The organism is Vreelandella rituensis (genome assembly GCF_003336665.1).
Classification (GTDB): domain Bacteria; phylum Pseudomonadota; class Gammaproteobacteria; order Pseudomonadales; family Halomonadaceae; genus Vreelandella; species Vreelandella rituensis.
In genome coordinates, this window is record NZ_QPIJ01000029.1 from 1 (window position 1) to 24,736 (window position 24,736).

The window sequence follows — 24,736 nt, forward strand, 5'->3', positions numbered from 1 at the left end:
CGTCGCCTGCCGTTGGACATGGTCGTCTGGGCCGTGGTCGGGATGGCCTTGTTTCGACATATCCCGATGGGGCAGATCGTCAATCACCTCGACATCATGCTGCCCGGCAAGCGCCCCTTCGCCGCGCCCAGTGCCGTGGTGCAAGCACGTCAAAGGCTTGGGGTGGAGCTCGTCAAGCGCGTCTTCGAGCAGACCCAGGCCTTGTGGCATCAGCAGACCCCTCACCCCCACTGGTGCGGCCTGACGTTACTGGGTGTCGACGGCGTGGTCTGGCGTACGCCTGACTCTCCCGAGAACCAGGCGGCATTCGCGCGCACACGCAATGCTCAGGGGGAGGCGAGCTATCCACAGATTCGCATGGTGTGCCAGATGGAGCTGACCAGCCATCTACTGACGGGCTCGGCCTTCAATAGCGTCGCGAGCAGCGAAATGGAGTTGACCACTGAGCTCATCGGCAGCACCCCGGACCACTCCCTGAAACTGTTTGACCGTGGGTTCTACTCCCTGGGTCTGCTGCATGCCTGGCAGAGCGCAGGCGAGCAACGTCATTGGCTCATTCCGCTGAAGAAGGGAACGCATTATCAGGAACAACGCTCGCTGGGTAGGCAAGACCGCCTGGTAACCTTGACCACGTCACCTCAGGCGCGCAAGAAGTGGCCGGACTTGCCGCCGACAATGACGGCGCGTCTGTTACGGCGCAAGGTGAATGGCAAGGAGGTCCAGGTCCTGACCTCGATGTCCGACCCGCTGCGCTTTCCGGCGGCAGATATTGTCGACCTTTATAGCCATCGCTGGGAAATCGAACTGGGCTACCGGGAAATCAAGCAATCGTTGTTAGGAAACCGCCTAACGTTGCGCAGCCGCACGCCGGAGATGGTCTTTCAGGAGCTCTGGGGCACCTTGCTGGCCCACAACCTGATCCGTTTCCAGATGGCGCGCATGGCCTATAGCCTGGACGCCGTGCATCCCAACCAGCTTAGCTTCCATCAGGCTGCCCACTGGCTCATCAAGGAGTTGACGATTCTACCTTGGGTCTCGCCGGGACGCGTGCCCGGCGTGCTTCAATCGATGCTGGACATGGCACCTGCCTTCGTCCTGCCTTCGTCCTGCCTGAGCGACGCGAGCGGTCTTGTCCTCGATCGGTCAGGCGCCGACCACAGAAATACCCCACCAAGAAAAATGCCAGTCAGCGTTAACTGACTGGCATTAGGGCATAAGCCCGGCATGAAGAAAGGTGATTTGCTCGGTATTACTGTCGGCGAGCAATCTGCTGGGCTTCGACCAGTTGAGAGTAATCCAGCAGGACTTGGGCCGCTTCGAGTACCTGAGCGCGATCCACCGGGGTATTTTCTTCTTCCTCGATGTCTTCATCGCGGGCATCGATCCATTCATCCAGCGGGTCCAGGCCCAGAGCACGACGCCGTTGATTTTCCAGTGCAAGCTGTTCGGCCTCTTGGGCCTGCATTTCACTCTGGCGCAGCTCGCGATTCAAGCTGACACTGGTGTGCTGTTCTCGTAGCTTGCGTGCCAGTTCCGATTGGCGCTCCAGGTAATGAAAGTTGGGCTCTTCCTGAGCGCGTGTCTGATGGCGGCTGAGCAAGGTTTCCATGAAATTCTCAGGTTCGCCGTAACGGCGGTACTGCACGTTCTGAACCTTATCCCAAGGCAGGGCGTTATCCAGGCTGCTTTCTCCGATACGTTCCGGGTCGAACAGGCTGGGGAAGATGATGTCCGGTTCGACACCTCGGTTCTGAGTGCTTTCACCGGAGATCCGGTAGAATTTGGCGCGGGTCAGTTTGATTTGGCCATGGCTGAGTTCGCTCATGGTTTGTACCGTGCCCTTGCCGAAGGTCGAGCTGCCCAAGACCACTCCGCGACCATAATCCTGGATAGCACCGGCAAATATCTCCGAGGCCGAAGCGGACAGGCGATTGACCAATACGCCGATTGGACCGTCATACAGGGCGCCGCTTTCGCTGTCGCCATAGAGATTGATGCGTCCGCGAGCATCACGCACCTGAACGGTGGGGCCGCGGTCAATGAATAGCCCGATCAAAGCGTTGGCTTCCTGCAGCGCGCCACCGCCATTGTTGCGCAGGTCGAGTACGATACCCTCCACTCCCTCCTGCTTGAGGCGTTCGACTTCCTGAGCCACATCGCGGGTGGTACTGCGATATTCCTCTTCACCTGCCTGCCAAGCGTCGAAATCCACATAGAAGGTAGGAATCTCGATGACTCCGAGACGATGGGTGCGGCCTTCACGTTCAATATCGATGACTTCACCCTGAGCGGCCTGGTCTTCCAGGTCAACGGTATCACGGGTGATATTGATGACGTGCGAGCGAGTCATGTCCACGGCCTGAGCGGGGACGACATCCAGGCGCACGACCGATCCTTTGGGGCCACGAATCAGATCAACCACGTTATCCAAGCGCATGCCTACCACATTGACCATCTCACCGTCTTCCTGACCCACGGCCACGATACGGTCGGCGGGCTTCAAGGCGCCGGCACGCTCGGCGGGGCCGCCTGTAACCAGGCTGGATACCTTGACATACTCTCCATCGGATTGGAGCAGGGCACCGATGCCTTCCAGTGAAAGGCTCATCTGGATATCGAAGGATTCACCTTGGCGCGGAGAAAGGTAGCCGGTATGGGGGTCGATGGTGCCGGTGATGGCGGCCATGAAAAGCCCGAAGACATCTTCCGGCTCGGTCTGACGTACCCGGGAGAGCTGGCCTTCATAGCGCTGACGTAGAGTGGTCTCGACCTGCTCATCGTCCTGGTCTGACAGCGACATGGTCAGGGCGGCATTCTTCAAGCGCTTGTGCCAAAGCTCGTCAAGCTCACTTTCACGGCTGGCAAAAGGCACGTCTTCACGCTCCAGTTCCAGGCGCATGTCGCTGTCAAAACTGAAATCGAGCCCATCGTCGAGCTTGGCCAGTAGCCACTCCAGGCGATCTTCCATGCGCTCGTTCAGGCGCTGGTGAAGGGCGAAGATTCGATCAAGGTCACCATCGAAAATGACTTGATCCAGGCGGGGTTCCAGATCACGGAATTCATCGATATCGCTACGTAGCAGATAGGCACGCTGACCATCCAGAATATCCAGATAGCGCTCAAACGCTGCTATCGACCATTCCTCACCGAATTCTACCTCGGCGTAATGGCCGTAGCGGAGTGAATCCGCGATCTCTGTCGCTACAGTGCGCTGGGCGTCCGTCGGCTGCAACTGGGCCGATGCCACTGGACTGGCTATTACCAGCACCAAGGCAAGTGCCGTCGCGCGCGAAAGCGTTGCAAACAGGCTCATCAATCAAGCTCTCCCGGATTTGTGTACACTCTGATTTCTAGACCCGCATCTTTCTAGACCTGCAAGCGGCTCATGAGTTGCATGATGACGCAACTCATGCCGAAGAAAGGCCATTGTAGCAGTTCATCTGCTGGGCCGAGACGCATTCACTACTGTTATGAGGAATTTCATGTCCAACTCTGCTAGCGCCGGCGGGCTGGCGCGGTTATGCGATTTTTTAGGGCAATCCCCCACTCCCTGGCATGCCACGCAATGCATGGCTCAGCGCCTGGAAGCGACAGGGTTTCGTCGTCTGGAAGAAACCGCCGCCTGGCAGCTGTCGCCGGGCGAACGTTTTTATGTCACCCGTAACGACTCCTCGATCATAGCCGTTCAGCTTCCTCAAGGGGAGCTCCAATCGTTACGTATGCTGGGGGCTCATACCGATAGCCCGGGGTTGCGGCTCAAGCCCAACGCCGTCCAGCATGCCGCTGGTTGGCTGCAGCTGGGGGTGGAAGTGTACGGCGGCATGCTGTTCAACCCCTGGTTCGATCGTGACCTGGGGCTTGCCGGTCGGGTACATGTGCGCCACGCCGACGGGCGTCTGGAAAGCGTATTGCTGAATGTCGACAAGCCCATCGCGATTATTCCCAGCCTGGCGATTCATCTGGATCGTGACGTCAACAACGGCCGAGCAGTCAATCCGCAAACGCAAATGGCGCCGGTGGTCATGCAAACTGAGCAAGCCGAGTTTACTCCGCTGCTCGAGGGTTGGCTGCACGAACAGCATGGCTTGGAAAATATCCAGGTAATGGATTTCGAGTTGGCATTCTACGACCTGCAACCGGCGGCCCTGGTGGGCTTGAAACAGGAATTGCTCGCCAGTGCTCGGCTGGATAACCTGCTTTCGTGTTTCATCGGCCTGGAAGCATTACTCGAAAGTGATGGTAGCCAAGGAGCGTTGTTCGTTGCCAGCGACCATGAGGAAGTCGGCAGTGCCAGTGCCTGTGGAGCACAGGGGCCGTTTCTGGGCGATGTGCTCAAACGTATCAATGCCCAGATTGGTAAAGGGGGCGAAGAGGCATTGATTCGCTTGATCCAGTCATCGTGCATGATTTCCTGCGACAACGCCCATGCCTTGCATCCCAATTTTTCCGACAAGCACGATGCGGCGCATGGCCCAAGGATCAACGGTGGGCCGGTAATCAAGGTCAATGCCAATCAGCGCTACGCCACAAACAGCGCGACGAGTGCCTTGTTTCGTGATCTGTGCCGAGAGGTGGGCGTGCCGGTGCAAACATTCGTTACCCGGGCCGACATGGGGTGTGGCAGCACGATAGGGCCGATCACGGCCACGGAGGTGGGTGTGCCGACGTTGGATGTGGGTGTTGCGCAATGGGCAATGCACTCTATCCGCGAAACCGCCGGTAGCCAGGATGTGGTCCATCTTACCCGGGTGCTCACCGCCTTTCTCAACCGCAGACAGCTGAACTGATCGAACTCTTGCATGCGAGTCCATACAAACCTTTCATACAAAAAGCCCGCTGACAAAATCAGCGGGCTTTTTGGCAATCTTGGTGGCTACGCCCTGATTCGAACAGGGGACCCCATCATTATGAGTGATGTGCTCTAACCAGCTGAGCTACGTAGCCTTTCAACGGGGGCGAATATTACTGAGTAATTCGATCCTCGTCAAGGCGTTGGCCGGTTCAAACGTATCTTTTCAGACTCATACATTGAACCGGAAATGGATCACGTCGCCATCCTGGACAATGTACTCCTTGCCTTCCAGGCGCCATTTGCCTGCATCCTTGGCGCCTTGTTCGCCGCCTAGCGAAACGAAGTCGTCATAAGCGATCACTTCGGCGCGAATGAAGCCTTTTTGGAAGTCGGAGTGGATAACGCCTGCGGCTTCCGGGGCGGTTGCTCCTTGCTTGACGGTCCAGGCACGCACTTCCTTCACCCCGGCGGTGAAGTAAGTCTGCAGACCGAGCAGGGCGTAACCGGCACGAATCACGCGGTCCAGACCCGGCTCGGACATGCCCATTTCATCCAGGAACATGGAGCGTTCCTCGTCGTCGAGTTCCGCGATTTCGGCTTCGATCTGGTTGCACACCGGTACCACCACGGCACCTTCCTCGGCGGCAATTTCATTGACCACATCGAGGTAAGGGTTATTTTCAAAGCCGTCTTCATTGACGTTGGCGATGTACATGGTGGGTTTCAGCGTCAAGAAGCCGAAGCTCTTGAGTTGACGCTGATCCTCTTCATCCAGGCCGAAACTTCTCAAAGGGTAGCCTTCAGCCAGATGGGGCTGGACACGTTCGAGAATCGCCTTGGTGGCAATGGCATCCTTGTCCCCGCCCTTGGCGACGCGCACCAGGCGTTGAATAGCGCGCTCTACGGTATCCAGGTCGGCCAGTGCCAGCTCCATGTTGATAATTTCGATATCCGCACGCGGGTCGATCTGATTGGCCACATGGATAACGTTATCGTTGTCGAAACAACGCACCACATGCGCGATGGCCTCGGTCTCGCGGATGTTGGCCAGAAACTTGTTGCCCAGTCCTTCGCCTTTGGAAGCGCCCGCCACCAGGCCTGCGATATCCACGAATTCCATGGTGGTCGGCAGCACTTTTTGCGGTTTGACGATCTCGGCGAGCTTGTCAAGGCGCGGGTCGGGCATGGGGACGATGCCCACGTTGGGCTCTATGGTGCAGAACGGAAAGTTTTCTGCATCGATCCCGGATTTGGTCAAGGCATTGAAAAGAGTGGATTTGCCGACGTTTGGCAAGCCGACGATGCCGCAATTGAAGCCCATGATGTATTCCTGAAAGTCTGTACTTGAAAAAATGCAGCTGCGCGAACTTTACGTTCAACGACTGCCGTCGCGCAACGCCAGGGCGCGTCACTCTTAGGGCTTGACGCTGTGCAACCGATTCATGGCTTTGGCCCAATCGCCCGCCACTGCATAGGGCAAGGTGGCAAGGCACTCCGACAGGGCATCCTCGATGGCGGCCTGTTCCGATTTTCCGGGCCGGCCAAGCACGTAATGGGTGACTTGGCGTGCATCCCCGGGATGGCCGATGCCGATGCGAGCGCGATGAAACTGCTTCTGATTGCCCAGCGCACTGATGATGTCGCGCAGACCATTGTGTCCGCCGTGCCCGCCGCCGGTCTTGTAGCGAGCCTGGCCGGGGGGAAGGTCCAGCTCATCATGAGCCACCAGCAAGTTTTCCGGGGCCAGCTTGAAAAACTGACACAGGGCGGCCACGGCAGCGCCGCTGCGATTCATGAAGGTGGTCGGGTTGAGCAGGTGTAGCTCATGATCGTCGAGCCGTATCTTGGCGTATAGCCCCAGAAATTTCTTTTCCGGACGCAGTTCGCTATGCGCTTGTCTGGCCAAGGCATCGACCAGCCAGGCGCCGGCATTGTGGCGTGTGGCGGCGTATTCGGCTCCGGGATTACCCAGCCCGATGATGGCTGTCACCTGACTCATGCTCACCTCCAAAAAAATTCCAGGAGAAATTTTCGACGTCGCGCCAGCGGCGGTCCGAAGGGCGGCTGCCTCGGATGGCCGGCCGCAAAAAAAAGATCAAGCGCCGGAGCGCTTGATCAATATCACGAGGGCCATGCGAACATGACCCTGGCAAGCGCTTACTCTGCGCTGGTACCGCTTTCTTCACCGCCTTCTTCGTCTTCCTCGGTACCGCGTACCTTGGGCTTGACGATGCTGAGCACGGCGTTGTCGTGATCTGTGCCATGAGTCAAGGCGACGATGGTGACGCCGGCAGGCACGGTCAGGTCGGACAGGTGCAGTGTGGTACCCAGTGCAAGCTCGGAAATGTCGACTTCGAGGAAGTCAGGCAGATCCTTGGGCAAGCAGCTGATTTCGACTTCGTTGGCCAAAACGTGCAATTCACCGCCATCGTCCTTGATGCCGATGCTCTTTTCTTCACCCAAAACATGCAGCGGCACGCGCAGGGTGATTTCGTGAGTGGCATCGACACGCAGGAAGTCGGCATGAATCAGCAACGGCTTGAAGGGGTGACGCTGCAGGTCACGCACCACGACTTGCTCTTTGTTGCCGTCAACCACCAAGGTAAGCACGGAAGAGAAGAAGCTCTCGTCTTCAATGGCCTTGTAGAAAGCGGTTTTTTCCACGGAAATGGATTGCGGCGCAGCTTCACCGCCGTAGATCACGGCGGGAACCTGTTGGTTCGCACGACGCAGGCGGCGGCTCGCACCTTTCCCCAGGTCGTTACGAACGCTGGCGTTAAGGATAAAATCAGACATGTAATGTGCCTCTTGGTTTAAGTAAGGAAACGTCGCCGCCCGCGACCAGACGACGACGTTTCCGGGAGCTCCTGGTGGAGCTGAGTTGTCAGTGGCGCTTAATGGAACATCGCACTGACGGATTCTTCGTTGCTGACACGGCGAATCGCCTCGGCAATCAGGCCGGCTACACTGAGCTGGCGGATCTTGCCACTGCGGCGCGCGATATCGGACAACGGGATGGTGTCGGTCACCACCACTTCATCCAGCACCGACTCGGTAATATTGTCTACCGCCGGGCCGGAGAGAATCGGGTGAGTTGCATAGGCCACCACACGCTTGGCGCCATGCGCCTTGAGCGCCTCACCTGCTTTGCACAGCGTGCCAGCGGTGTCGATCATGTCGTCCACCACCACACAGGTGCGGCCTTCGATGTCCCCGATGATATGCATCACCTGGGCCTGGTTGGCCTGGGGGCGGCGCTTGTCGATGATCGCCAGGTCCGCATGAAGTTGCTTGGCAATCGCACGAGCACGCACCACGCCGCCCACATCGGGAGAAACCACGACCAGATCATCGTAATTCTGACGTTCGATGTCGTCGAGAAGAATCGGTGAGCCGTAGACGTTGTCTACCGGTACATCGAAAAAACCCTGAATCTGGTCGGCGTGAAGGTCCATGGTCATGACGCGGTCAACGCCGGCCTTGACCATCATGTCGGCGACTACCTTGGCGGAAATCGGTACGCGGGCAGAGCGCACGCGGCGATCCTGGCGGGCGTAACCGAAGTAAGGCAGTACCGCGGTGATTCGAGCCGCCGAAGCGCGACGCAACGCATCCACCATCAGGATCAGTTCCATCAGGTTGTCGTTGGTCGGTGCACAGGTGGACTGAAGGATAAAGACATCCTTGCCGCGCACGTTCTCGTTGATTTCGACCGCGATTTCACCATCGCTGAATTGGCCTACCGTGGCGTTACCCATGCGGCTATCCAGGCTCTCGGCGATCTTGTGAGCGAGTTCGGGGTTGGCATTCCCGGCGAAAACCATCAATTTTGACACGCGCAGCCACCTTTGCAGTGTTGGGGATCGTGGGAGGAACAGGCCTTCCGGCCATCGCTCAGAGCGGCGGGATCAGTTTTTCGATATCCAGCTTGGCAACCGAAGCGATGGCTCTGGGTGTTCAGCAGCCCAGAGCATCGTGAAGAGGAGAGACGTTGAGACCGCGTGCCACGAAGGCATGCCAGTGTTGATTGGCCGCCGCTGCTAATGCCTGTGCCGCCTGCTCTGAATCAAGACGAGCAAACAGACAGGCGCCGGTGCCGGTCAACATGCTGGGTGCGTACTGAGACAACCAGTCAAGTGCTTGCGCTACTTGCGGATAACGCAGTCTGACGGTGGACTCGCAGTCGTTACGCCACTCAGGCGCTCCCCCCTGCAGTGCGCGCGCCATGGTAATGGGGCGGCTGTCGCGTGTCAATTGCGGGTCATTGAACACCACCGGCGTGGCGACGCTCATCCCGGGGTGCACCACCACGAACCAGGGCGTATCGAGGGTCACCGGGGTCAAGCGTTCCCCGATGCCTTCCGCCCAAGCCGCACGACCATGGATAAACACCGGGACATCAGCCCCTAACTGGGCACCCAGGGCGGCAAGGCGTTCAAGACTCAGGCCGAGTTGCCATAGCTGGTTGAGCCCTAGAAGTGTCGTGGCGGCATTGGAACTGCCACCGCCCAGGCCGCCGCCCAGGGGTAAGCGTTTTTCCAGATGGATGTCCGCTCCCGAAGAAGCGTGGCTGGCGCGTTGCAATAGCCGTGCGGCGCGCACCACCAGGTTGTCCTCGTGGGTGACAGTTTCAAGCGCAGGGGAAAGGTGAATCTCCCCATCCCGGCGGGCTGTCAACGTCAGGTTGTCGCCGTGGTCGAGAAACTGAAACAGGGTCTGCAGCTCATGGTAGCCGTCGTGACGGCGACCAACGATATGCAGCATTCGGTTGAGCTTGGCGGGTGCCGGTAGAGTCAGCCCTGCGGTCATGCGTTTTCCTCAGGGTTCAGAGCGCCATTGGTTGATCACCAGGGTAATCCTGAGGTCGTCGTAGTTGAGTACCATGCGGCGTGGCAACCAGAGATCATCGAGGCGTTCCCAATCGCGATAGTCGATTTCCCAACCGTCCTGTTGAAGGTGGCTGGGGAAGCCGAGTTCATCGGTTTCCAGGCGATAGCTTGCATGGTCGCCGGGAAGACCGCGCACCCAGTCAGGCATGGCTTCCACCGGAAGCGACCAGCCGAGCTGGGCGTTCATCAAGGCTTCAGGCGTCTCGGCTTCAAAGCGGCCCTCACCGGTGGTCAAGGAGTAACGGCCTTCACGGCCTTCCAGTACGCTACGCCCCCCGCCGAAAGGGCCGCTGATCAGCATGCGAAAATAATGCGGATATTGATTCCAGTCGAGATTGGCACTGGTCGACTCTTCGGAAGTACGCAGCCCCACCTTGCCTGCCAGGCCCCAGGTGTCGAGTCGTTCGAGTGCGGATTGCTGAGCTTCCCATTGGCCGGATTGACGCTCGCCTTCGAGAGGCGCGCCGGGGGCGGCGCAACCGGCGAGAAGAATGACGGCGAGTGCCGGGAGTAAAAAGCGTGAAAATGTGGATGACGCTAATAAAGAGGGCATGGAAACTCCGGAAAAAGTGTAAACGGTGGCGAGAAAGGGCTGCATCATGAAGTACTCGCTGCGGGAGTGAGCTGGGGGTGGCGTTCAAGCAATTTTTCTATCTGAGGATAATCGCTGAAACGCTGCATGACCTCCTGGATCACCTGGCGAGCTTCAGAGGTGCGCCCCAATGCATGCAGGACTTCCGCCAGATGTGCAGCAATTTCCTGGTCGGGCATCAGGGCGTAAGCGCGCTCAAGCCAAGGCAGCGCCTGTTGCGGGTCGCCTTGACGGTAATGGACCCAGCCCAGGCTATCCAGTACCGCAGGATTGTCGGGTTCTTGCTGGTAGGCACGCTCGATCAATTCGCGAGCTTCCTCCAGGCGATCGGTAAGGCCAAGGTCGGCCAGGGTGTAGCCCAGGGCATTGAGCGCCATGGCATTATCGGGGTCGTTTTTTAGAATGCGCCGTAAATCCCGCTCCATGGCTGCAAGGTCGCCGTCTTCCCAAGCGCGCATCGCCCGCATGTAGAGAAGCTGGGTATCATCCGGGGTGCGACCAAGTTCGCGATCAAGCAGAGCGTCTGCGGAGGCGCTCATGTCGAGTTCATCGAGCAGGCTGGCTTCAAGCATGACCAGTTCACTGAAATATTCTTCAAAGCGCATGCGTTCGATACGTAAAAAAGCCCGGGCATCGAGCAGGCGGTCATTCTCGATCAGCATGCGTGCGGCGGCAATGCGCGCCGGCATGAATTCCTCTCCCGGTTCGACCTGACGGTAATACAGCAGGGCATTATCGACATCGTCCTCATGCTGGGTAATGGCGCCCAGCAGATAGTAGGCCAGAGGCGGCGTGTCCTGCTCGGCGACGAGAGGCTGCAGTAAGCGTCCAGCCGGTTCGGGATAGCCTTCTTCCAGGTAAAGTTGAGCCAGGGCCATGCGAAGAGATTGGCTACCCGCATGCTGTTCAAGCAGGCCATCGGTATATGCTTCGGCGGCGGCAATGTTGCCGAGCCGGGCTTCCGCTTGGGTCAGCAGCAGGATGAAACGTGCGTCATCCGGCGAGAGTTCAAGACCGCGTTTCGCCGCACGACGTGCCGTGGCGGGGTCCTGATTCTGCAATGCCAGGTTGGCGCGGGTCAGCCACAGGCTGGGCTCTTCCGGCGTGAGCGTTGCTGCCTGGTCAAGCCGACGCATGGCACTTTGCGTATCGCCGATAGCGGCTTCGAGCAGGGCGGTTCCCAAAAGCACATCGCTATGAGATTCAAACGCGTCGACGCCGGGGTTAGCCAGGTAAGCACGTAGTTGAGCGACCAGCGGAGCCAGCGGCGCGTTTTCCGCGAGAGCCGTTTCGGCAAAGCTTGCCACGTTACCATAGCCGCCATTACCTGCGACATTCAGTCGCTGCTCAAGGCTTTCCTGCCAATTGCCTCGCTGTAATGAAAAGTCGGCCAATAGGCGGGCGGGAGCATCCGACTGGGGAGCGAGCTCGCGCCAGCGTGTTGCCGCTTCCTCCAGCAACGCCGGGTCATTGGCGAAGCGTGCCGCCAGGGTGGCGCGCTCGGCAAGCATCGGAGTGGGGTAACGTTGAGCGGCATCCAGGTAGCCTCGGCCGGCGGTACTGTAATCGCCGCGCTGCCCGGCCAGTTCGGCGCCCAGCAGGATGCTCAGGCCGGCGGCATCCAGCCCTTGGGTAATCGGCGGTGCCGAACGCATGGGATCCGAGGGAAATGTCTCAAGTATCCCTTCCTGCGATTTTTCTTGAGAGGTGAACGTCTGGCAGCCACTGAAGAAAACGGCCACAGCGACCAAGGGGAATAGGGTCCAACGTGAAGGCATGCATTTCTCGCTCAGGTTGCCTGAAGTGTCAGCATAGCGGCTTGCCGCGGCGGGGCAAAGTCGTGTGCGCCTGTTGGTTCATGGCTGTGATAGGATATATCGCCTTGAAGGGGCGATGAACAGCCCCGACGCGTTCAAATAACCGATCAAATCTGCCTTACGCGGGCATTCAATGACCATGCAAAGACTGACACTAGCGAAGACGCATAACGCATGACGCTTCTTGCCCTGGGAATCAATCATCGCACCGCCACGGTGGCCGTACGCGAACAGGTGGCCTTTACAGCGACTCAGCTGGAAATGGCGCTTGCCGAACTGCGCAGCCTACCGCAAATAAGCGAAGCGGCGGTACTTTCCACCTGCAATCGCACGGAATTGTATTGCGTGACTGATGCTGAAGGTGAGCAAGCCGTGCTCGACTGGCTGGGGCGTTTCCATGGCTTGCGGGTCGAGGAGCTGGCGCGCTGTGCTTACCATTACCTGGATAACGATGCTGCCCGTCATTTGATGCGCGTGGCGGTAGGGCTGGACTCCATGGTATTGGGTGAGCCGCAGATACTCGGCCAGCTCAAGGACGCCTATCAGCAGGCACGCGATGCCGACGGCTTGGGTGGCGAACTCGAGCGCCTGTTTCAGCACACCTTTGCGGTGGCCAAACAAGTGCGCACGGAAACCGGGATCGGCAAGAATCCGGTATCCGTGGCGTACGCGGCTGTCAGCTTGGCCAGCCGGATCTTCGATGACTTTTCCCGGGCGCGGGCACTGTTGATCGGCGCGGGTGAAACCATCGAGCTAGTGGCGCGCCATTTACATGAAGCCGGGGTGCGCCATCTGACCGTTGCCAACCGGACGCGCGAGCGAGCTGAACGCGTCTCGGCCGAGCTGGGCGGCGAAGCCATTACTCTGGAAGAAATCCCTCAGGCCTTGGAACGTGCGGATATCGTGATTTCTTCCACCGGGTCGCCGCTGCCGATATTAGGCAAGGGGATGGTCGAGCGCGCTTTGAAGAAACGCCGCCACCGGCCGGTATTCATGGTCGATATCGCCGTGCCCCGTGATATCGAGCCGGAAGTGGGTGAGCTTGCGGATGTATTTCTGTATACGGTGGATGACCTGGAAGAGGTCATCCAGGAAAATCGCAAACATCGCCAGGTGGCCGCCGACCAGGCGGAAACCCTGATTCACCACGGTGTGGCCAGCTGGCAACATGATCGGCGTATTCGTAATGGTGGGGAATTGATTCGTGATTATCGACGCCAAGGCGAGGCCCTGCGCGACATCTCGCGCCAACAGGCACTTGAGCGTCTTGCGCGTGGCGAAGACCCGGCTGAGGTGATCGAACGTCTCGCCCATCAGTTGGCCAATCGCTTGATGCATCAGCCGACCCAGGCGATTCGTGACGCCGCCTCCCGTGAGCAATACGACCTGCTCGATGCCGCCTCAAGCCTGTTACTCCCCGCCGAAATGCCCGCTCTTGCCCATCGTCAGAAGGATAATACGCCTGCATGAAAGCTACGTTGCGTCAACGCCTTGAAGCCTTTAGTGAACGGTTCGAAGAACTCTCCATGCTGCTGTCCGAACCGGAGGTAATCAACGATCAGCGTCGTTTCCGGGATTACTCACGGGAATATGCCGAACTCGAACCGCTGGTTGACACCTGGACCCGGTTTCGCGAGACCGAAGGCGACATGGAAGCGGCCGAGCAGTTAAGCCACGATAGCGACGCGGAAATGCGTGAGCTGGCCCAGATGGAGCTGACGGAAGGGCGTGCGCGCCTGGAAGCGCTTGAAGCCGACCTCAAGCGATTGCTGGTGCCGAAGGACCCGGATGATGGGCGCGGGGTGTTTCTGGAAGTGCGCGCCGGAACCGGGGGGGATGAAGCCGCCCTGTTTGCCGGGGACCTGTTTCGCATGTATGCCCGTTATGCCGAAAAACGCGGTTGGAAAGTGGAAATCGTCAGCGCCAATCATGGCGAGCAGGGCGGCTACAAGGAAGTGATTTCCCGGGTAAAGGGCGATTACGTTTACGCCCATTTGAAATTCGAGTCCGGTGCCCATCGGGTTCAGCGGGTGCCGGCCACCGAGTCTCAAGGCCGCATTCACACCTCGGCCTGCACCGTGGCGGTGATGCCTGAGGTCGACGATATCGGCGACATCGACATCAACCCTTCTGACTTGCGTGTCGATACCTTTCGTTCCAGCGGGGCGGGTGGTCAGCACGTCAACACCACTGATTCCGCGATACGCCTGACCCACTTGCCCAGTGGCGTCGTGGTGGAGTGCCAGGAAGAACGCAGCCAGCACAAGAACCGTGCCAAGGCGATGTCGCTTCTGGCCGCCAAGCTCAAGCAGTCGGCCCAGAACAGCCAGCGTCAGGCACAGGCGGATACCCGCCGCTCCCTGGTGGGCTCGGGGGATCGCAGCGAACGTATTCGCACCTATAACTTTCCCCAGGGGCGCATCACCGATCACCGCATCAACCTGACGCTCTACAAACTGAACGAAGTGATCAGCGGTGAACAGTTGGATGATGTGATCGAGCCCTTGATCAACGAATATCAAGCCGAACAGCTGGCAGCGTTGCAGGATGCCGGATGACGTTGGATACCTTGGTCATGCAGGCCGCCAAGCGCTTGAGGCAGGCCGGCTCATCCAGCCCGCGCCTGGATGCCGACGTGCTGCTTTGCCATGTGTTGGGGCGTGAGCGTGCCTGGCTGTACACCTGGGGCGACAAACCCTGCCCCACCTGGCAGCACGCGCGTTTCGATGCGCTGATTGCCGCTCGTGTTCAGGGCATGCCGGTGGCTTACCTGACCGGTGAACGTGAGTTTTGGGGGTTGCGTCTTGCAACGTCGCCGGAGACCTTGATCCCGCGTCCGGATACCGAAACCCTGGTCGAAGCCGCGCTGGCGCAGGGCTCTCAGCCTGGCGGGCGCCTGCTCGATCTGGGGTCCGGCACCGGCGCCATTGCGCTGGCCTTTGCCAGTGAGCGGCCCGGTTGGCAAGTAGAAGGGGTGGATATCCGCGAGCAAGCCGTGGCGCTTGCGCGGCACAATGCCCAGCGCCTGGCCCTGGCTAACGCAACCTTCCAGCTCAGCGACTGGTTCGCCGCTCTGGATGACGCTACCCGGTTCGATGTTATCCTCAGCAATCCGCCTTATATAGCGGCCGATGATCCACATTTGATGCAAGGGGATGTTCGCTTTGAACCGGCTTCCGCCCTGGTGGCGGAGCAGTCCGGTTTGGCGGATCTGTATCATTTGATCGCCTCGGCAAGCACCTACCTGGAAATTGGTGGCTGGTTGCTGCTGGAGCACGGTTACACTCAGGCTCTGGCGGTGCAGCAGGCCTTGCGTGAAGCTGGTTATGTCGAGGTGCAAAGTCGCCGGGATCTGGGCGGGCACGAACGTGTGACCTTGGGGCGCTGGTTGCCGACCCCAACTTGAGCCTAAGACAATACAGTCCGATAGGAAGTCAAAAACACAATGAAAATCAAAAATCGAACGCTGGACCGTATTGACCTCAAGATCTTGCGCGCCTTGCAGGAAAACGCGCGTATCTCCTATGTCGACCTCGCCGCCGATGTCGGCCTTTCCACCACGCCCTGTCTCGAGCGTGTCAAACGATTGGAGCGCGCGGGCATCATCCGCGGTTATCAGGCGATTCTCGATCCTCGAGCGCTCAAGGCCAATCTATTGGTATTCGTTGAAATCAGCCTGGAAACGCAATCCCCGGCGGTGTTCGATGAATTCCGGCGTGCTGTCGAGGAGCTGCCCCAGATCCAGGAGTGTCATCTGGTGTCGGGGCAGTTCGACTACATTCTCAAATGCCGGATTCCCGAGATGTCCGCCTACCGCCAGCTACTCGGCGATGTGGTGTTGACGCTGCCGGGGGTCAAGGAATCCAAAAGCTATGTGGTCATGGAGGAAGTGAAAGAGAGCTTCGCCTTGCCGGTACCCGATATCGAGGAATTTGACGACAAATGAGACAGTCAATGCAGGATCAAGCGCTGCTGCGTTATAGCCGCCAGATAATGCTGCCGGAAGTGGACATCGAAGGCCAGGAGCGCCTGCTTGCCGCCCGGGCGCTGATTATCGGCGGGGGCGGACTAGGCTCGCCGGTGGCCCTGTACTTGGCTGCAGCAGGCGTCGGGCAAGTGACGATTGCCGATGCCGATGAAGTGGAACTTTCCAACTTGCAGCGCCAGATCGCCCATCGTGAAGCCGATATCGGGCGTAACAAGGCAGTGTCCGCCGTGGCTGCTGCTGCGGCACTCAACCCGGATTGTGAACTCAGCGCCTTGCCTGTCCAGTTGCAGGACGAAGCCTTGCTTGAAGCGGTGACCAACGCGGACGTGGTCCTGGACTGCACCGATCGTTTTTCCAGCCGCTACGCAATCAACGCGGCCTGCAGAAAAGCCGGCAAACCACTGGTGTCGGGGGCGGCGATTCGCTTTTCAGGGCAATTGGCGGTATTTGACCCCCGTGACGCTCAGAGCCCTTGCTATGCCTGCCTGTATCCGCCGGATGGCTCGGGCGATGAAGCCTTGAGCTGTGCCGAAAGCGGCGTTATCGCACCGCTGGTGGGATTGATCGGGAGCTTTCAGGCGCTGGAAGCCATCAAGTTGCTTAGCGGTGCGGGTAAGGTGCACCAGGGGCTTTCCACCTTCGATGGATTGAGCGGCCAGTGGCGCCATTTTCGTGTCATGCGTGACCCCGCCTGCTCGGTATGTGGCCTAGCCTGAAACGAGCGACTGGGGGCTGATGATAAAGCATTGAAAAACGCCATAAAAACGCCCGCTACTCTGTGAAGAGTCGCGGGCGTTCTGGTTTTACGGTGGTTTTTTGATCAGTTGCGGATGCGATCAGTTACGGATGATGAAGTCGAAAGCACCGAGAGACGCTTTAGCCCCTTCGCCTACCGCAATCACGATCTGCTTGTAGGGGACGGTGGTCACATCACCGGCGGCAAACACACCGGGCACTGAGGTCATGCCGTGGGAATCGATGATGATCTCGCCACGCGGGGTCATTTCGATGGGCGAGCCCTTGAGCCACTCGGTATTGGGCACCAGACCGATCTGGACGAAAATCCCTTCCAGGTCGACTTGCTTCAGCTCATCGGTGTGACGGTCCTTGTAGCTCAGGCCGGTGACACGGTTGCCGTCACCATTGACTTCGGTGGTCTGGGCGCTGGCGATGACCGTGACATTGGGCAGGCTTTTGAGCTTGGTCTGCAGCACGGCGTCGGCGCGCAGCTCATCCATGAATTCGATCAAGGTGACATGGGCGACGATACCCGCCAAGTCGATCGCGGCTTCGACACCGGAATTGCCGCCGCCGATCACCGCCACGCGCTTACCCTTGTATAGCGGGCCGTCGCAGTGCGGGCAGTAGGCCACACCCTTGTTACGGTACTCTTGCTCACCGGGGACGTTCATTTCACGCCAGCGGGCACCGGTGGCCAGAATGACGGTCTTGCTTTTCAACGTAGCGCCCGAATCGAAGCTCAACTGATGCAGACCACCCTGAACGTCCGCAGGGGTGAATTTCACCGCGCGCTGCAGGTTCATCACGTCAACCTCATAATCCTTGACGTGCTCTTCCAGGGCTCTGACCAGCTTGGGGCCTTCCGTGTGCGAAACGGAGATGAAATTTTCGATCCCCATGGTGTCGGCCACCTGGCCACCAAAGGCTTCAGCGGCAAGTCCGGTATTGATGCCCTTGCGTGCGGAGTAGATCGCCGCGGACGCACCGGCGGGGCCGCCGCCGATAATCAGGGTGTCAAAGGCGGCTTTTTCATTGAGCTTCTTAGCATCGCGTTCGGCGGCACCGGTATCGACCTTGGCCAGAATCTGCTCGAGGGTCATGCGGCCTTGATCGAACGGCTTGCCGTTCAGGTAGATGCTGGGTACCGACATGACTTCCCGCGCTTCCACTTCGTCCTGGAACAGGGCGCCGTCGATGGCCACGTGACGAATGCCGGGGTTGAAGATAGCCAGCAGGTTCAGTGCCTGGACGACATCCGGGCAATTCTGGCAGGAAAGCGAATAATAGGTCTCGAACAGGAAGTCGCCTTCGATCGACTTGATCTGCTCGATGACCTCATCGGAAACCTTGGGCGGATGCCCTCCGGTCTGGAGAAGCGCCAGTACCAGGGAGGTAAACTCATGGCCCAAGGGAATCCCGGCGAATACCACCCCGGTTTCTTCGCCGGGGCGATTCAAGGCAAACGACGGCCTGCGGCTATCCTGACCGTCGGTTTTCAGGGAAAGCTTGTCGCTCAGGCTGTCGATGTCTTCGAGCAAGCCGAGCAACTCCTGTGACTTGGCGCCGTCATCGAGGGACGCAACGATCTCGAACGGCTGAGTCACTTTTTCCAGATAAGTTTTCAACTGATTTTTCAGATTGGCGTCCAACATGACAGCGGTTTCCTCGCAATAAAAAAGATAACTTCAAGTATCGTGCCCACACAAGAACGCAATGACCTGGGTGGGCCGATGAAACGATGTGCGGGAAAAACAAACGCCCGAGCTGGTGCCCGGGCGTTGGGCAACGTCGCAGTCAAGCCATGGGTACGTTAAGTAGTGGCTTGGGCTGCTTCAGAGCCGGTATGGCAGGGAGTTTAGATCTTGCCGACCAGGTCCAGTGACGGCGCCAGTGTCGCTTCGCCTTCTTTCCATTTGGCCGGGCATACTTCGTTGGGATGAGCCGCGACGTACTGAGCCGCCTTGACCTTGCGCAGCAGTTCTTCGGCGTTACGGCCGATGTTGCCGGCATTGATTTCGACGATCTGGATCTTGCCCTGGGGGTCGACCACGAAGGTGCCGCGCTCTGCTACACCGTCGGCTTCGATCAGGACTTCGAAGTTGCGCGATACAACGTGAGTCGGGTCCGCCAGCATCGGGTAATTAAGCTTGCTGATGGTGTCGGAGCTGTCGTGCCATGCTTTGTGCGTGAAGTGGGTGTCGGTGGAAACGCCGTAGATTTCCACGCCCAGCTTCTGGAATTCTTCATAGTTGTCGGCCAGGTCACCAAGCTCAGTGGGGCAGACAAAGGTGAAGTCAGCCGGGTAAAAGAAGAAAATGTTCCACTTACCCTTCAGGCTTTCTTCGTTGACGTCGATGAATTCGCCGTTGTGATAGGCCTTGGCGGAAAATGGTTTTACTTCGGTGTTGATAAGGGACATTAGTGATGTGTCTCCGTTGAGTTGGGTGGATGGCTAAGTCGATGGGCGTAGGATAGCGCTGGGCTCGCCATAGTGAAAGTTGAATGTGACGATTGATTTGATAGGTTTTTACTATCTATCAGTTGGGCTATCCTTCTTTCACCGGGCAATTTAGCTAAGTGCCCTCAGCTACTGCCTTTCGAGCGCTGCTGCGAATGTTGGGCCGTAACAAGTGGATTGCAAGGCTTGCCCGAATGGATCCAGGCTTAAAGCACGTCATCGTCGCGGCCGGTGGTTACCGTCAGTTCATCGGTCATCGGTGAAACCTCTACCTGCAGCTGAATGGGCGCACAACATTGATGGCAGTCTTCCCAGGTGGTGTGGCTACCCTGGGAGGCATCGATAAGGAACTCCAGGGCGCTATCGCAGTAAGGGCAGTGGAAATGGTAGGGAACAAGAGCGTCTTCCGGCATGGGGCCTCCATCGAGTGTTGCTAAAGATGAGCGAGTTGACGCGCATTCTGTATTTCGATCCACTAGGATGCATAATGCACAGGGTAGATTCCACGTTAAAATAAGCGAGAGTAAACAATGAAGATGCGTTCAATCGTGTTGGCCGCCGCTTTGACGTTGCCAGTGGCAGCCATGGCGGAAACCCCCAATATCGAGCCTGGGGAATGGGAATTCGTCAGCGTGACTCAGATCAAGGGTGATATGGAGATCCCGGATCGGACCGAAACCGAGCGTCAGTGTATCACCCAGGAAGAACTTGAAAATGACGCCTTCACGTTCATCGAAGAGGAAGAAGGTTGCGAGGTGTTGAGCCAGCAAGCCGACGCTAACGGCCTCTCCTACAGCATGGTATGCCGAGCGGAAGGTGGTGAAGCGAACATCGACGGCAACATGAACTTCATGGGTGATCGTGTAGAAGGCAGCGTGGATATTCTTACCCAGTCGCCGATGGGTGAAATCAGCATGAATACCACCATCGAAGGCGAACGCATCGGCGAATGTTAAGCAGTCAATGCCCTTAGCTATTAGGCACATGCCGATGCAAAACACAGGGTCGCCCTCGGGCGGCCCTGTGCTATTTAGTGCACCTTGGTCATTTCTTCGTCCAACTGACGTTTGACCGCGCCGGGAGATCCGGTATATCGCGCCAGCAGGTCGTAGGCCACCGGTACCACAAACAGCGTGAACAGCGTGGCGGCGCCTACCCCAGCGATGATGACGGTACCAATCACCAGGCGCGTTTCGGCACCCGCACCGCTGGAAATGATCAGCGGTACCGCGCCGGCCATGGTGGTCACCGCGGTCATCACGATCGGCCTCAGGCGTGTCACCGCGGCTTGCATCAATGCTTCCTGGAAAGCCAACCCTTCATCACGAAGCTGGTTGGCAAACTCGACGATCAATATGCCGTTCTTGGCCGCAAGGCCGACCAGCATGACCAGCCCCACCTGACTATAGATATTCAGCGATTGCCCGGTGACATACAGCCCTAGCAAGGCGCCGAAGATCGCCAGCGGGACGGTGAACATGATGACCAGTGGATGGATAAAGCTTTCAAACTGAGCGGCCAGCACCAGAAACACCACCAGAATGCCAAGACCCAGCAAAAAGCCCGTCGCCCCGCTGGCTTCAAGGTAATCGCGGGAGGCGCCCTTGACGTCGGTCTGGACTTCCGCCGGCAGTACCTGGGCAACGCTGGCATCCAGGTAGGCCAGTGCTTCTCCCAGGGGATAGCCGTCGGCCAGATCGGCTTCGATGGTGATCGCGCGCAGGCGGTTGAAGCGGTTGAGGGTGCTCGGTCCGGCGAAGTCGGTCAGGGTGACCAGGCTTGCCAGCGGAATCAGTTCGCCGCTGCGTTGGGAGCGCACCTGCAAACTGTCCAGTGAGCGCGGGCTGGGGCGAGCGTTAGGCTCGCCCTCCAGGATGACATCGTATTCTTCGCCGTCATCCACATAGCGCGTGACGGTGCGCCCCCCCAGCAAGGTTTCCAGGGTGCGGCCGATCTCGCTGACGGTGACCCCCAGCGAGGCGGCTCGGTTATAGTCGATGTCCACGCGCAGCTGGGGCTGGTTTTCTTCGTAATCGCTGTCCAGCCCGGTCAGGCGAGGATTGTCTTCGCGGATATGCTCAAGCAAGGTATCGCGCCATTCGGCGAGCTGGGCATAAGTGCCGCCACCGAGCACGTATTGCACGGGTTTTTCCACCCGCTGGCCGAAGCCTTGGCGCATTACCGGAAAGGCGCGGATCCCCGGAAGATCGCTGAGCAAGGTGCGGATATCGGCCATGATCGCCCAGGCCGAGCGTCGTTCTCCCCAGTCGGCCAGGCCGATAATCACGAAACCGCTATTGAAGTTCTCGATATTGCCCCAGCCGCGCGGGGCGCGTACCACGGCGCGCTCGATTTCGCCGGAATCTACCATGGGCAGTAACCGAGCCTCGATCTCGTCCATGTAGTCGAGCATGTAGTCATAGGTGGCGCCGGGGGGGCCGTTGACGATCACGAAGAAATTGCCGCGATCTTCCTGAGGTGTGTATTCGTTGGGTAGCTGGCCATTGAGCCATAGCATGCCGCCGATCAACCCGACGAAGACCGCAATCACCAGCAGCCGCGCCTTGAGTACCCGGAACAGCATGGCACGATAGATAGCGCGTGAGCGCTCCAGCCCCTGCTGAACGGCATGGGCGATACGCCCTTCATGCATGTTCGGCTTGAGAATCTTGGAAGCCATCATCGGAGTAAGCGACAACGCCAGCACACTGGAAATGGCCACCGCCGCCGCCAGGGTCAAGGCGAATTCGGAGAACAACCGGCCGATATCCCCCTGGAGCATGCTCAGGGGAATGAACACGGCGATCAGTACCAGAGTGGTGGCGATGACGGCGAAGGCGATCTGGCGAGTACCGCGAAAGGCGGCGACCAGGGGTGTTTCGCCATAGTCGTGCATGCGCCGGTGAATGTTCTCCAGCACCACGATCGCATCGTCGACGATCAGGCCGATGGCCAGCACCAGTGCCAGCAAGGTCAAAAGATTGATCGAAAAATTCATCACGCCCAGGGCGGCGAAGGTGCCGATCAAGGCGATAGGTACAGTCACGGCGGGAATCAGGGTGGTGCGCAGGTTGCCCAGAAAGACAAAGATCGCCACCACAACGAGACCCATGGCAATGAACAGCGTCTGCACCACCTGGGATATTGCCCCGGAAACGAACACCGATGCATCGAAATTCAACCCCAGGGTCATGCCTTGGGGCAGGGTGGGCTGCAGGCGTTCCATCTCGGCCTTCACGCCTTGTGAAAGCTCGAGCACGTTGGCGGTGGACTGTTTCATCATGCCCAGCCCCACCATGGGCAGGCCGTTGCCGCGAAAGATGGTGCGTTCTTCCACGGCGCCTATCTCGACCCTTGCCACGTCGCCGAGCCGAACCAGATAACCGTCTTCACCCTGGACGATGGCCAGGCGGCGAAAGTCTTCCGGGGTGGAAAAACTGCGTGGCAGGCGCACGATGAACTGGCGGTCCTGCGACTCGATGGCGCCTCCGGGCAGCTCGACGTTTTCACTGCGCAGGGCGGCTTCCACGTCACTTGCCGAGAGGTTGCGAGCGGCCAAGGCATTGGCATCCAGCCAGATGCGCATCGCATAGTCACGCCCGCCACCCACTCTTACCTGGGCCACACCGGGCTGTACCGAAAAACGATCCACCAGGTAGCGGTTGGCGTAATCGGTGAGTTCGGCCATGCCGTAGCCTTCCCCCGACAGGCTCAGCCATACCACCACTTCCGAGCTGGAGTCGGCCTTCTGTACCTCGGGCGGTTCCGCTTCCACGGGCAGGTTATCCAGGGAGCCGGAGATGCGGTCACGGATATCGTTGGCGGCGGCGTCGATGTCCATTTCCAGGGAGAACTCGACATTGATACTTGAACGACCATCCTGGCTGGAGGAGGAAATCACCTCGATGCCTGCCACACCGGCAATCCGGTCTTCGAGCAGTTGCGTGATACGGGTTTCCACGACACTGGCAGAGGCGCCGGGATAGCGCGTGTCGATACTGACCACGGGGGGATCGATGGAAGGATATTCCTGCAATGGCAGCCGATTCAAAGCCAGCAGGCCGAAGGCGACGATCAGCGCTGCCAATACCATGGCGAGTACCGGGCGTTGAACGGAAATATCCGACAAGCGCATCAGCTGTCTCCCTGTCCGCGACGCGATTCGAGAAGCTCGCGAACCGAGGTCTCGTCGCTGGCGATGCCCAGCAGTTGGACATTATCGCCTTCGCGGCTGTGCTGTACGCCGTGGCTGACGACAAGCTCACCCTTGTTGATCCCTTCAAGCACCTCGACATCGCCCGGGCGGCGTTGGCCAATCTGGACCTGACGCCTTTCGATGCGATTATCTTCCTCTTCGTGAATCACCAGAACGAAGTGGCGCTCCCCTTCGGGAATCAGGGCGGCTTCGGGAATGACTATCGTCTGGCGTGGGCGGCGTCGCACCACGACTTCCATCAGCATGCCGGGGCGCAGGCGCATCTCAGGGTTCTGCAATTCGGCGCGCACGTTCATGCTGCGCGAGATGGGGTCAACCCGGCTCCCGATGGTGGCGATTTCCCCTTGAAAGGTATAGCCGGGAAAAGCGGCACTGGTGGCAGTGAGGATCAAGCCGGGTTCGAGAACGTCCAGAAAGACTTCCGGCACCGCGAAATCCAGTTTCATGATGTCGAGCTTGTCCAGGGTGACAAGCGCCATGCCCGGGGTGACCAGAGCGCCGGTACTGATATTACGAAACCCGACGCGCCCGCTGAACGGTGCCAGCAGCCGGTAGTTGGCAAGCCGTGCCTGCAACGCCTGGATTTCCGCCTCGGCTTGGCGTAGCCGCGCCTGGGTATCTTCCACCTCCGCACGCGGCGCCAGGTTGCGCTCCAACAGTTGTGACGCCCGGTTCAAGGCATTGCGCCGTTCATCGCGAATTGCCTGAGCGACGCGCAGTTGCGCCTGTTCTTCGTTGTCTTCCAGCTTGATCAAAAGCTGTCCGGCTTCCACCTGTTCACCGTCGCTAAAATTGATCTGGGCGATGATTTCGGTAAGCGTGGCGGAAAGGGTAATGCTCTCGTCAGCGCGCAGGGTGCCTAGTGCCTCAATCGGGTCCGACCAGGGTTCAAGTGTCGCGCGGGCGCCTATGACAGTCGGTACGGACTGGGCTTGCACGGAAGAGATGAGCAGCAGTGTCAGTAGCCCGGCAAGAAAAAAACCACGAAAGGGGAAGGGCATGGAGGTATCTCTTAAAGCAAGTGAGTCTGAAAAGTGTGCCGGTGACGCATTACAAAATAGGCGACATGCTATTCTGGTTCATGCTGTGTATAGCTTCTGTATACCATAGGAATGCCCTTCAAGCACGTAAGGGTTGCCGCCTCGATTGCTGGGAGGCCAAGGTTAGCTGTTAGAATAACGGCCTTTTACTTTCTCTTTTAACTTCTTTTCTTTTAACTTCTTTTTTTACTCTCTGGAGTCGT

20 protein-coding genes, 1 tRNA gene and 1 pseudogene are annotated in these 24,736 nt (G+C 58.7%); 8 read left to right on the forward strand and 14 right to left on the reverse strand.

Annotated features, from left to right (window positions below; genetic code table 11):
- A pseudogene (locus tag DU506_RS12320) lies at window positions 1-1,196 on the forward strand (IS4 family transposase); the annotation flags it as partial.
- A gap of 53 nt (window positions 1,197-1,249) precedes the next feature.
- Here DU506_RS12320 and DU506_RS12325 read toward each other — a convergent pair.
- Window positions 1,250-3,313, reverse strand: a complete 2,064-nt coding sequence (locus DU506_RS12325; protein WP_114487212.1) for a carboxy terminal-processing peptidase — start codon at window positions 3,311-3,313, stop codon at window positions 1,250-1,252.
- Between the two features lie 169 nt (window positions 3,314-3,482).
- On the opposite strand from DU506_RS12325, the gene DU506_RS12330 reads away from it, so the two are divergent.
- Complete coding sequence (locus tag DU506_RS12330) at window positions 3,483-4,787, forward strand: M18 family aminopeptidase (RefSeq protein ID WP_114487213.1); 1,305 nt, start codon at window positions 3,483-3,485, stop codon at window positions 4,785-4,787.
- A gap of 80 nt (window positions 4,788-4,867) precedes the next feature.
- Here DU506_RS12330 and DU506_RS12335 read toward each other — a convergent pair.
- The 8 genes from DU506_RS12335 to DU506_RS12370 all read right to left on the reverse strand — a co-directional run bounded on the left by DU506_RS12335 (window position 4,868) and on the right by DU506_RS12370 (window position 12,051).
- Window positions 4,868-4,944, reverse strand: a tRNA-Met gene (locus tag DU506_RS12335).
- A gap of 77 nt (window positions 4,945-5,021) precedes the next feature.
- Window positions 5,022-6,113, reverse strand: coding sequence for a redox-regulated ATPase YchF (gene ychF, locus DU506_RS12340; protein WP_114487214.1), 1,092 nt, complete (start codon window positions 6,111-6,113; stop codon window positions 5,022-5,024).
- A gap of 93 nt (window positions 6,114-6,206) precedes the next feature.
- Window positions 6,207-6,791 (reverse strand): aminoacyl-tRNA hydrolase, encoded by a 585-nt coding sequence (gene pth / locus DU506_RS12345; RefSeq protein WP_114487215.1) that lies wholly within the window; start codon window positions 6,789-6,791, stop codon window positions 6,207-6,209.
- A gap of 158 nt (window positions 6,792-6,949) precedes the next feature.
- Complete coding sequence (locus tag DU506_RS12350; protein WP_114487216.1) at window positions 6,950-7,588, reverse strand: 50S ribosomal protein L25/general stress protein Ctc; 639 nt, start codon at window positions 7,586-7,588, stop codon at window positions 6,950-6,952.
- A gap of 98 nt (window positions 7,589-7,686) precedes the next feature.
- Window positions 7,687-8,628: a ribose-phosphate pyrophosphokinase gene (locus tag DU506_RS12355; protein ID WP_181870761.1), complete on the reverse strand. Its 942-nt coding sequence runs from the start codon at window positions 8,626-8,628 to the stop codon at window positions 7,687-7,689.
- A 121-nt stretch (window positions 8,629-8,749) separates the two neighbouring features.
- Entirely contained in the window at window positions 8,750-9,601 is an 852-nt protein-coding gene (ispE, locus tag DU506_RS12360; protein WP_114487217.1) for a 4-(cytidine 5'-diphospho)-2-C-methyl-D-erythritol kinase, read from the reverse strand.
- Between the two features lie 9 nt (window positions 9,602-9,610).
- Window positions 9,611-10,234, reverse strand: coding sequence for a lipoprotein insertase outer membrane protein LolB (lolB, locus tag DU506_RS12365; protein WP_114487249.1), 624 nt, complete (start codon window positions 10,232-10,234; stop codon window positions 9,611-9,613).
- A 44-nt stretch (window positions 10,235-10,278) separates the two neighbouring features.
- Entirely contained in the window at window positions 10,279-12,051 is a 1,773-nt protein-coding gene (locus DU506_RS12370) for a tetratricopeptide repeat protein (protein WP_114487218.1), read from the reverse strand.
- A 213-nt stretch (window positions 12,052-12,264) separates the two neighbouring features.
- Here DU506_RS12370 and hemA point away from each other — a divergent pair, with 213 nt between their 5' ends.
- Genes hemA through DU506_RS12395 form a run of 5 tightly spaced genes read left to right on the forward strand, consistent with a single transcriptional unit; the run spans window position 12,265 to window position 16,794 of the window.
- Window positions 12,265-13,560 (forward strand): glutamyl-tRNA reductase, encoded by a 1,296-nt coding sequence (gene hemA / locus DU506_RS12375; RefSeq protein WP_114487219.1) that lies wholly within the window; start codon window positions 12,265-12,267, stop codon window positions 13,558-13,560.
- Entirely contained in the window at window positions 13,557-14,648 is a 1,092-nt protein-coding gene (prfA, locus tag DU506_RS12380) for a peptide chain release factor 1 (protein ID WP_114487220.1), read from the forward strand. Before hemA ends, prfA begins: the two co-directional genes overlap by 4 nt.
- Window positions 14,645-15,496, forward strand: a complete 852-nt coding sequence (prmC, locus tag DU506_RS12385; protein ID WP_114487221.1) for a peptide chain release factor N(5)-glutamine methyltransferase — start codon at window positions 14,645-14,647, stop codon at window positions 15,494-15,496. Before prfA ends, prmC begins: the two co-directional genes overlap by 4 nt.
- A 39-nt stretch (window positions 15,497-15,535) precedes the next feature.
- Entirely contained in the window at window positions 15,536-16,036 is a 501-nt protein-coding gene (locus tag DU506_RS12390) for an Lrp/AsnC ligand binding domain-containing protein (protein ID WP_114487222.1), read from the forward strand.
- A complete protein-coding gene (locus tag DU506_RS12395) occupies window positions 16,033-16,794 on the forward strand; it encodes a HesA/MoeB/ThiF family protein (RefSeq protein ID WP_235825589.1) in 762 nt (253 codons plus the stop codon). Before DU506_RS12390 ends, DU506_RS12395 begins: the two co-directional genes overlap by 4 nt.
- Window positions 16,795-16,914: 120 nt before the next feature.
- On the opposite strand, the gene ahpF is transcribed toward DU506_RS12395, so the two are convergent.
- From ahpF to DU506_RS12410, 3 genes are all read right to left on the reverse strand, one after another.
- Window positions 16,915-18,471, reverse strand: coding sequence for an alkyl hydroperoxide reductase subunit F (gene ahpF / locus DU506_RS12400; RefSeq protein WP_114487224.1), 1,557 nt, complete (start codon window positions 18,469-18,471; stop codon window positions 16,915-16,917).
- A 203-nt stretch (window positions 18,472-18,674) separates the two neighbouring features.
- Window positions 18,675-19,238, reverse strand: coding sequence for an alkyl hydroperoxide reductase subunit C (ahpC, locus tag DU506_RS12405; protein WP_114487225.1), 564 nt, complete (start codon window positions 19,236-19,238; stop codon window positions 18,675-18,677).
- A 245-nt stretch (window positions 19,239-19,483) separates the two neighbouring features.
- On the reverse strand, window positions 19,484-19,690 hold the full coding sequence (locus DU506_RS12410) for a zinc ribbon domain-containing protein (protein WP_114487226.1): 207 nt from the start codon (window positions 19,688-19,690) through the stop codon (window positions 19,484-19,486).
- Window positions 19,691-19,807: 117 nt separating this feature from the next.
- Between DU506_RS12410 and DU506_RS12415 the strand changes: the two genes are divergently transcribed.
- On the forward strand, window positions 19,808-20,233 hold the full coding sequence (locus tag DU506_RS12415) for a DUF3617 domain-containing protein (RefSeq protein ID WP_114487227.1): 426 nt from the start codon (window positions 19,808-19,810) through the stop codon (window positions 20,231-20,233).
- Window positions 20,234-20,307: 74 nt separating this feature from the next.
- Here the strand turns inward: DU506_RS12415 and DU506_RS12420 are convergent, their stop codons facing one another.
- Both DU506_RS12420 and DU506_RS12425 read right to left on the reverse strand, forming a co-directional pair.
- The gene (locus tag DU506_RS12420) at window positions 20,308-23,412 is read right to left on the reverse strand and encodes an efflux RND transporter permease subunit (RefSeq protein ID WP_114487228.1); all 3,105 of its coding nucleotides are present in this window, start codon (window positions 23,410-23,412) and stop codon (window positions 20,308-20,310) included.
- Window positions 23,412-24,494 carry an efflux RND transporter periplasmic adaptor subunit gene (locus tag DU506_RS12425; RefSeq protein ID WP_114487229.1) on the reverse strand — a complete coding sequence of 361 codons (1,083 nt, stop codon included), beginning with the start codon at window positions 24,492-24,494 and terminating at the stop codon, window positions 23,412-23,414. Before DU506_RS12425 ends, DU506_RS12420 begins: the two co-directional genes overlap by 1 nt.
- Between the last annotated feature and the right edge of the window lie 242 nt (window positions 24,495-24,736).

What these genes read in the sequence shown, in the direction of transcription:
- DU506_RS12415 (WP_114487227.1), top strand. Translation starts at nt 19,808, where the DNA reads ATGAAGATGCGTTCAATCGTGTTGGCCGCCGCTTTGACGTTGCCAGTG.
- DU506_RS12325 (WP_114487212.1), bottom strand. Translation starts at nt 3,313, where the DNA reads ATGAGCCTGTTTGCAACGCTTTCGCGCGCGACGGCACTTGCCTTGGTG.
- prmC (WP_114487221.1), top strand. Translation starts at nt 14,645, where the DNA reads ATGACGTTGGATACCTTGGTCATGCAGGCCGCCAAGCGCTTGAGGCAG.
- DU506_RS12370 (WP_114487218.1), bottom strand. Translation starts at nt 12,051, where the DNA reads ATGCCTTCACGTTGGACCCTATTCCCCTTGGTCGCTGTGGCCGTTTTC.
- ispE (WP_114487217.1), bottom strand. Translation starts at nt 9,601, where the DNA reads ATGACCGCAGGGCTGACTCTACCGGCACCCGCCAAGCTCAACCGAATG.
- ahpC (WP_114487225.1), bottom strand. Translation starts at nt 19,238, where the DNA reads ATGTCCCTTATCAACACCGAAGTAAAACCATTTTCCGCCAAGGCCTAT.
- hemA (WP_114487219.1), top strand. Translation starts at nt 12,265, where the DNA reads ATGACGCTTCTTGCCCTGGGAATCAATCATCGCACCGCCACGGTGGCC.
- DU506_RS12395 (WP_235825589.1), top strand. Translation starts at nt 16,033, where the DNA reads ATGAGACAGTCAATGCAGGATCAAGCGCTGCTGCGTTATAGCCGCCAG.
- DU506_RS12330 (WP_114487213.1), top strand. Translation starts at nt 3,483, where the DNA reads ATGTCCAACTCTGCTAGCGCCGGCGGGCTGGCGCGGTTATGCGATTTT.
- ychF (WP_114487214.1), bottom strand. Translation starts at nt 6,113, where the DNA reads ATGGGCTTCAATTGCGGCATCGTCGGCTTGCCAAACGTCGGCAAATCC.
- DU506_RS12420 (WP_114487228.1), bottom strand. Translation starts at nt 23,412, where the DNA reads ATGCGCTTGTCGGATATTTCCGTTCAACGCCCGGTACTCGCCATGGTA.
- DU506_RS12425 (WP_114487229.1), bottom strand. Translation starts at nt 24,494, where the DNA reads ATGCCCTTCCCCTTTCGTGGTTTTTTTCTTGCCGGGCTACTGACACTG.
- DU506_RS12350 (WP_114487216.1), bottom strand. Translation starts at nt 7,588, where the DNA reads ATGTCTGATTTTATCCTTAACGCCAGCGTTCGTAACGACCTGGGGAAA.
- ahpF (WP_114487224.1), bottom strand. Translation starts at nt 18,471, where the DNA reads ATGTTGGACGCCAATCTGAAAAATCAGTTGAAAACTTATCTGGAAAAA.
- pth (WP_114487215.1), bottom strand. Translation starts at nt 6,791, where the DNA reads ATGAGTCAGGTGACAGCCATCATCGGGCTGGGTAATCCCGGAGCCGAA.
- DU506_RS12390 (WP_114487222.1), top strand. Translation starts at nt 15,536, where the DNA reads ATGAAAATCAAAAATCGAACGCTGGACCGTATTGACCTCAAGATCTTG.
- prfA (WP_114487220.1), top strand. Translation starts at nt 13,557, where the DNA reads ATGAAAGCTACGTTGCGTCAACGCCTTGAAGCCTTTAGTGAACGGTTC.
- DU506_RS12410 (WP_114487226.1), bottom strand. Translation starts at nt 19,690, where the DNA reads ATGCCGGAAGACGCTCTTGTTCCCTACCATTTCCACTGCCCTTACTGC.
- lolB (WP_114487249.1), bottom strand. Translation starts at nt 10,234, where the DNA reads ATGCCCTCTTTATTAGCGTCATCCACATTTTCACGCTTTTTACTCCCG.